This window comes from Streptomyces capoamus, from assembly GCF_014654935.1.
In the GTDB taxonomy this organism is placed as follows: Bacteria; Actinomycetota; Actinomycetes; order Streptomycetales; family Streptomycetaceae; genus Streptomyces; species Streptomyces capoamus.
Genome location: NZ_BNBF01000016.1, coordinates 50,915 through 51,145, shown reverse-complemented (window position 1 = coordinate 51,145; position 231 = coordinate 50,915). Strand labels below are relative to the sequence as shown.

Annotated in this window: 1 protein-coding gene; it reads left to right on the top strand. The window is 72.7% G+C overall.

Translation table 11 applies throughout. From position 1 onward, the window contains the following. The coding region (locus IE312_RS41605; RefSeq protein WP_229900391.1) for an AMP-binding protein at window positions 1-231 on the top strand (231 nt) is incomplete at both ends.

Here is a 231-nt window from a genome sequence, read left to right as displayed (position 1 = left end):
GCTGCCCGGCCACCCCGCCTACGTCATCCACACCTCCGGCTCGACCGGCCGGCCCAAGGGCGTGGTCGTCAGCCACGCCTCCGTGCTGGCCCTGACCGACTGGGCGGCGGCCGAGTTCGGCGGCCGGGGCCTGCACCACGTGGTCGCCTCCACCTCGCTGAACTTCGACGTGTCGGTCTTCGAGATCTTCTCGCCCCTGCTGTCCGGCGGCTGCGTGGAGGTCGTCCGCGA